We start from the raw sequence: 5,335 nt of genomic DNA, 5'->3' as shown, positions 1-5,335 counted from the left end.
AGCTAAGCGACTTCCATATCTCACAGGGGGCAACCCCCAACTACTTCCGGCGTTCTAGGGCTTAACTTCTGTGTTCGGCATGGGTACAGGTGTATCTCCTAGGCTATCGTCACTTAACTCTGAGTAATACCTACTCAAAATTGAATATCTATTCAAATCAAGAAAACCTTGCGCTTTCATATTCTCAGTTACTTTGGATAAGTCCTCGAGCTATTAGTATTAGTCCGCTACATGTGTCGCCACACTTCCACTTCTAACCTATCTACCTGATCATCTCTCAGGGCTCTTACTGATATAAAATCATGGGAAATCTCATCTTGAGGTGGGTTTCACACTTAGATGCTTTCAGCGTTTATCCCTTCCCTACATAGCTACCCAGCGATGCCTTTGGCAAGACAACTGGTACACCAGCGGTAAGTCCACTCTGGTCCTCTCGTACTAGGAGCAGATCCTCTCAAATTTCCTACGCCCGCGACGGATAGGGACCGAACTGTCTCACGACGTTCTGAACCCAGCTCGCGTGCCGCTTTAATGGGCGAACAGCCCAACCCTTGGGACCGACTACAGCCCCAGGATGCGACGAGCCGACATCGAGGTGCCAAACCTCCCCGTCGATGTGAACTCTTGGGGGAGATAAGCCTGTTATCCCCAGGGTAGCTTTTATCCGTTGAGCGATGGCCCTTCCATACGGAACCACCGGATCACTAAGCCCGACTTTCGTCCCTGCTCGAGTTGTAGCTCTCGCAGTCAAGCTCCCTTATACCTTTACACTCTGCGAATGATTTCCAACCATTCTGAGGGAACCTTTGGGCGCCTCCGTTACCTTTTAGGAGGCGACCGCCCCAGTCAAACTGCCCGTCAGACACTGTCTCCGATAGGGATCACCTATCCGGGTTAGAGTGGCCATAACACAAGGGTAGTATCCCAACAACGTCTCCTTCGAAACTGGCGTCCCGATCTCTTAGACTCCTACCTATCCTGTACATGTGGTACAGACACTCAATATCAAACTGCAGTAAAGCTCCATGGGGTCTTTCCGTCCTGTCGCGGGTAACCTGCATCTTCACAGGTACTAAAATTTCACCGAGTCTCTCGTTGAGACAGTGCCCAAATCATTACGCCTTTCGTGCGGGTCGGAACTTACCCGACAAGGAATTTCGCTACCTTAGGACCGTTATAGTTACGGCCGCCGTTTACTGGGGCTTCAATTCATACCTTCGCTTACGCTAAGCACTCCTCTTAACCTTCCAGCACCGGGCAGGCGTCACCCCCTATACATCATCTTACGATTTAGCAGAGAGCTGTGTTTTTGATAAACAGTTGCTTGGGCCTATTCACTGCGGCTGACTTAAAGTCAGCACCCCTTCTCCCGAAGTTACGGGGTCATTTTGCCGAGTTCCTTAACGAGAGTTCTCTCGCTCACCTGAGGCTACTCGCCTCGACTACCTGTGTCGGTTTGCGGTACGGGTAGAGTATGTTTAAACGCTAGAAGCTTTTCTTGGCAGTGTGACGTCACTAACTTCGCTACTAAACTTCGCTCCCCATCACAGCTCAATGTTATAGATATAAGCATTTGACTCATATCACACCTCACTGCTTAGACAGACTCTTCCAATCGTCTGCTTTAGTTAGCCTACTGCGTCCCTCCATCACTACATACTCTAGTACAGGAATATCAACCTGTTGTCCATCGGATACACCTTTCGGTCTCTCCTTAGGTCCCGACTAACCCAGGGCGGACGAGCCTTCCCCTGGAAACCTTAGTCTTACGGTGGACAGGATTCTCACCTGTCTTTCGCTACTCATACCGGCATTCTCACTTCTATGCGTTCCAGCACTCCTCACGGTACACCTTCTTCACACATAGAACGCTCTCCTACCATACCTATAAAGGTATCCACAGCTTCGGTAAATTGTTTTAGCCCCGGTACATTTTCGGCGCAGGGTCACTCGACTAGTGAGCTATTACGCACTCTTTGAATGAATAGCTGCTTCTAAGCTAACATCCTAGTTGTCTGTGCAACCCCACATCCTTTTCCACTTAACAATTATTTTGGGACCTTAGCTGGTGGTCTGGGCTGTTTCCCTTTCGACTACGGATCTTAGCACTCGCAGTCTGACTGCCGACCATAATTCATTGGCATTCGGAGTTTATCTGAGATTGGTAATCCGGGATGGACCCCTCACCCAAACAGTGCTCTACCTCCAAGAATCTTAATGTCGACGCTAGCCCTAAAGCTATTTCGGAGAGAACCAGCTATCTCCAAGTTCGTTTGGAATTTCTCCGCTACCCACAAGTCATCCAAGCACTTTTCAACGTGCCCTGGTTCGGTCCTCCAGTGCGTCTTACCGCACCTTCAACCTGCTCATGGGTAGGTCACATGGTTTCGGGTCTACGTCATGATACTAATTCGCCCTATTCAGACTCGGTTTCCCTACGGCTCCGTCTCTTCAACTTAACCTCGCATCATAACGTAACTCGCCGGTTCATTCTACAAAAGGCACGCTCTCACCCATTAACGGGCTCGAACTTGTTGTAGGCACACGGTTTCAGGTTCTATTTCACTCCCCTCCCGGGGTGCTTTTCACCTTTCCCTCACGGTACTGGTTCACTATCGGTCACTAGGGAGTATTTAGGGTTGGGAGATGGTCCTCCCAGATTCCGACGGGATTTCACGTGTCCCGCCGTACTCAGGATACTGCTAGGTACAAAGACTATTTTAAATACGAGGCTATTACTCTCTTTGGCTGATCTTCCCAAATCATTCTTCTATAATCTTTGAGTCCACATTGCAGTCCTACAACCCCGAAGAGTAAACTCTTCGGTTTGCCCTTCTGCCGTTTCGCTCGCCGCTACTAAGGCAATCGCTTTTGCTTTCTCTTCCTGCAGCTACTTAGATGTTTCAGTTCACTGCGTCTTCCTCCTCACATCCTTAACAGATGCGGGTAACAGGTAGTACCTGTTGGGTTCCCCCATTCGGAAATCCCTGGATCGTCGCTTACTTACAGCTACCCAAGGCATATCGTCGTTTGTCACGTCCTTCTTCGGCTCCTAGTGCCAAGGCATCCACCGTGCGCCCTTATTAACTTAACCTTATTTCTGACCTTTCAGTCATAAACTCTTATTAATACTACAGCGTTTTCGGTTTATTTTCTTGTTACTATTTGATATAGATATTCAATTTTCAATGTGCATTACTTGGTGATCTCTCACCAATGGAGCCTAGCGGGATCGAACCGCTGACCTCCTGCGTGCAAAGCAGGCGCTCTCCCAGCTGAGCTAAGGCCCCACAAGACCTCTCAAGACTAAACAAGACCAATGCGCAGTTCCTTATCCTTAGAAAGGAGGTGATCCAGCCGCACCTTCCGATACGGCTACCTTGTTACGACTTCACCCCAATCATCTATCCCACCTTAGGCGGCTGGCTCCTTACGGTTACCTCACCGACTTCGGGTGTTACAAACTCTCGTGGTGTGACGGGCGGTGTGTACAAGGCCCGGGAACGTATTCACCGCGGCGTGCTGATCCGCGATTACTAGCGATTCCGACTTCATGTAGGCGAGTTGCAGCCTACAATCCGAACTGAGACTGGCTTTAAGAGATTAGCTTGCCGTCACCGGCTTGCGACTCGTTGTACCAGCCATTGTAGCACGTGTGTAGCCCAGGTCATAAGGGGCATGATGATTTGACGTCATCCCCACCTTCCTCCGGTTTATTACCGGCAGTCTCGCTAGAGTGCCCAACTAAATGATGGCAACTAACAATAGGGGTTGCGCTCGTTGCGGGACTTAACCCAACATCTCACGACACGAGCTGACGACAACCATGCACCACCTGTCACCTCTGTCCCGAAGGAAAACTCTATCTCTAGAGCGGTCAGAGGGATGTCAAGACCTGGTAAGGTTCTTCGCGTTGCTTCGAATTAAACCACATGCTCCACCGCTTGTGCGGGCCCCCGTCAATTCCTTTGAGTTTCAACCTTGCGGTCGTACTCCCCAGGCGGAGTGCTTAATGCGTTAGCTGCGGCACTAAACCCCGGAAAGGGTCTAACACCTAGCACTCATCGTTTACGGCGTGGACTACCAGGGTATCTAATCCTGTTTGCTCCCCACGCTTTCGAGCCTCAGCGTCAGTTACAAGCCAGAGAGCCGCTTTCGCCACCGGTGTTCCTCCATATATCTACGCATTTCACCGCTACACATGGAATTCCACTCTCCCCTCTTGCACTCAAGTTAAACAGTTTCCAAAGCGTACTATGGTTAAGCCACAGCCTTTAACTTCAGACTTATCTAACCGCCTGCGCTCGCTTTACGCCCAATAAATCCGGACAACGCTCGGGACCTACGTATTACCGCGGCTGCTGGCACGTAGTTAGCCGTCCCTTTCTGGTAAGATACCGTCACAGTGTGAACTTTCCACTCTCACACTCGTTCTTCTCTTACAACAGAGCTTTACGATCCGAAAACCTTCTTCACTCACGCGGCGTTGCTCGGTCAGACTTCCGTCCATTGCCGAAGATTCCCTACTGCTGCCTCCCGTAGGAGTCTGGGCCGTGTCTCAGTCCCAGTGTGGCCGATCACCCTCTCAGGTCGGCTATGTATCGTCGCCTTGGTGAGCCGTTACCCCACCAACTAGCTAATACAACGCAGGTCCATCTGGTAGTGATGCAATTGCACCTTTTAAGCAAATGTCATGCAACATTTACTGTTATGCGGTATTAGCTATCGTTTCCAATAGTTATCCCCCGCTACCAGGCAGGTTACCTACGCGTTACTCACCCGTTCGCAACTCGTCCAGAAGAGCAAGCTCTCCCTTCAGCGTTCTACTTGCATGTATTAGGCACGCCGCCAGCGTTCGTCCTGAGCCAGGATCAAACTCTCATTAAAAGTTTGAGTTCTCACTCATTTCTGTCACTGACAGATTTATTGTTTTTTTCATTGTTCAGTACTACAACCTTAGTTGTAGTGCCCTGCACATTGGTTCGTCTTGTTCAGTTTTCAAAGGTCTTTGTCACTCGCTTCTCTCAAGTGACAACTATATTAGTATATCACAGTCGCTTTCGCTTGTCAACACTTTTTTGAAACTTTTTTAAGTTTTTTTAAAACTTTTTTCATCAAGTGTTCCATCTGCAACATACCATAGTCCGTACGGGATTCGAACCCGTGTTACCGCCGTGAAAAGGCGGTGTCTTAACCCCTTGACCAACGGACCTGAGTTGTTATTTTCAACTCTTACTATTATACAGCCTTTTTATTTTTTGTCAACTACTTTTTTAAACTTTTTTAATTTTTTTTGCATGGCTTCTTACAGGCTACGGATATCAAACTCTTTAAA

General features: G+C 49.0%; 2 tRNA genes and 3 rRNA genes. All 5 read right to left on the bottom strand.

What is annotated here, in order from left to right:
- Position 1 precedes the first annotated feature (1 nt).
- The 5 genes from rrf to HT717_RS09600 all read right to left on the bottom strand — a co-directional run bounded on the left by rrf (position 2) and on the right by HT717_RS09600 (position 5,212).
- Positions 2-117: ribosomal RNA gene (rrf, locus tag HT717_RS09620) — 5S ribosomal RNA — on the bottom strand.
- Between the two features lie 76 nt (positions 118-193).
- Positions 194-3,094, bottom strand: a 23S ribosomal RNA gene (locus HT717_RS09615).
- Between the two features lie 123 nt (positions 3,095-3,217).
- A tRNA-Ala gene (locus HT717_RS09610) sits at positions 3,218-3,290 on the bottom strand.
- A gap of 51 nt (positions 3,291-3,341) precedes the next feature.
- Positions 3,342-4,887: ribosomal RNA gene (locus tag HT717_RS09605) — 16S ribosomal RNA — on the bottom strand.
- The 16S, 23S and 5S rRNA genes sit together here with 2 tRNA genes alongside, the layout of an rRNA operon.
- A 253-nt stretch (positions 4,888-5,140) precedes the next feature.
- Positions 5,141-5,212, bottom strand: a tRNA-Glu gene (locus tag HT717_RS09600).
- Between the last annotated feature and the right edge of the window lie 123 nt (positions 5,213-5,335).

Origin of the sequence: Streptococcus sp. 959 (genome assembly GCF_013277075.1) — a bacterium.
Classification (GTDB): Bacteria; Bacillota; Bacilli; order Lactobacillales; family Streptococcaceae; genus Streptococcus; species Streptococcus pseudopneumoniae_C.
Note: the sequence above shows the minus strand (reverse complement) of the source record. Positions and strands in the feature narration are given on the sequence as shown.